General features: G+C 61.1%; 2 protein-coding genes. Both read left to right on the forward strand.

Annotated features, from left to right (window positions below; all coding sequences use genetic code 11):
* On the forward strand, positions 1–332 hold a 332-nt coding region (locus tag O5O54_RS22170), incomplete at its 5' end, for a hypothetical protein (protein ID WP_279484016.1).
* Between the two features lie 137 nt (positions 333–469).
* Complete coding sequence (locus O5O54_RS22175; protein ID WP_279484017.1) at positions 470–811, forward strand: hypothetical protein; 342 nt, start codon at positions 470–472, stop codon at positions 809–811.
* Positions 812–1,158: the final 347 nt, after the last annotated feature.

Below are 1,158 nucleotides of genomic sequence, written 5' to 3' on the forward strand. Positions count from 1 at the left end.
CACTCGCCTGCCCCGACTATCCCGTGCCGAAGGAGTCGAAGGACCATCTGGCGGATATCGTCAACAATGACGGACGCCACTATCACGCTATCGACTTGATGCCACCTTGGACGCGAAGCGCCTGCTCCATGTCGGATCTCATCGCTGAGCACCAGCTTGCGCTGGCGGGACCTTGGCGGCCGCTGGCACGGCTTCATGCCCAAACCATCGTTGAAACGCCTGAGAGGGCCGTCGCCTACGTGCTGAAGTCTCTGACGCGCGGTCGCGTGACGTCCGATGAGTTGCTCGTCCTGCCTCGCGCCAGGAGCGAAACGAGCGCTCACCGTCCCTGATCGGTTTCGCTGAAAGGACCCATAGCGACGAGATCGCCCCGGATCGGCTGGGTCGGAGGGGCTCGTAAAGGACAGGGCGACGGTCGGGGCACACGCCGCCTCGACCGGAACGCATAACTCACTTTGCGGACCTTCCCATGGCTGACCTTACGACGCTTCCGACGATCACCACAGAACGCGACCTCCATCGCTGGCTTGCGGCCCGTAGAGCTGAAGAGCAGGTTAGCCCTTACGCCGCCACCTCACCTGTCGATTGCCCCGACCCCAAGAGCGCCTTCCGCGACGGCGGGGCGTCCTGTCTCGACCACCTGCGGCATTGGAACACCGGATGCCGATACGTCGCAGTGGCGTTCCGGGATGGTAAGATAACGTTCACCAGCCTGCCGGCCTGTGCTCGCCATTTCGGGATGTTGACCGCGGTCGAGGTTGCTGACCGCCATCGCTTCAACCTCATGGCGGTATGTCGCGCGTACCTCTGATGTTGAGGACGGTGCGAAGACACCCCGAGCTCATGCGCTGCAATGGGATCACGAGGAAGGCGAGGTCAGTTTCCCGGTCGTCTCTTGGGAGACACAGCCTGTGGCAGCCGCGCTTCACGGTACTTACCGAGCTGCTCTCTCCGCCCTCTCAAACGATCGTATCAGGATCATAACCCATTGATCCAAAATGTTTATCGATTTTAGCCGGGCTGGGATTTGGCAAATTCGTCCGCTATGATCGCAGTCGTCGGCACCTTCATGCCCACCGATGCGCCTGCCGTTCGTTAGTTGGAGCAAATCATTCCATGGCCTTCATCATCACCCCTGCCACCGACGCTGATCGGCTG

The sequence above is a fragment of the Aureimonas sp. SK2 genome (assembly GCF_029813115.1).
In the GTDB taxonomy this organism is placed as follows: domain Bacteria; phylum Pseudomonadota; class Alphaproteobacteria; order Rhizobiales; family Rhizobiaceae; genus Aureimonas.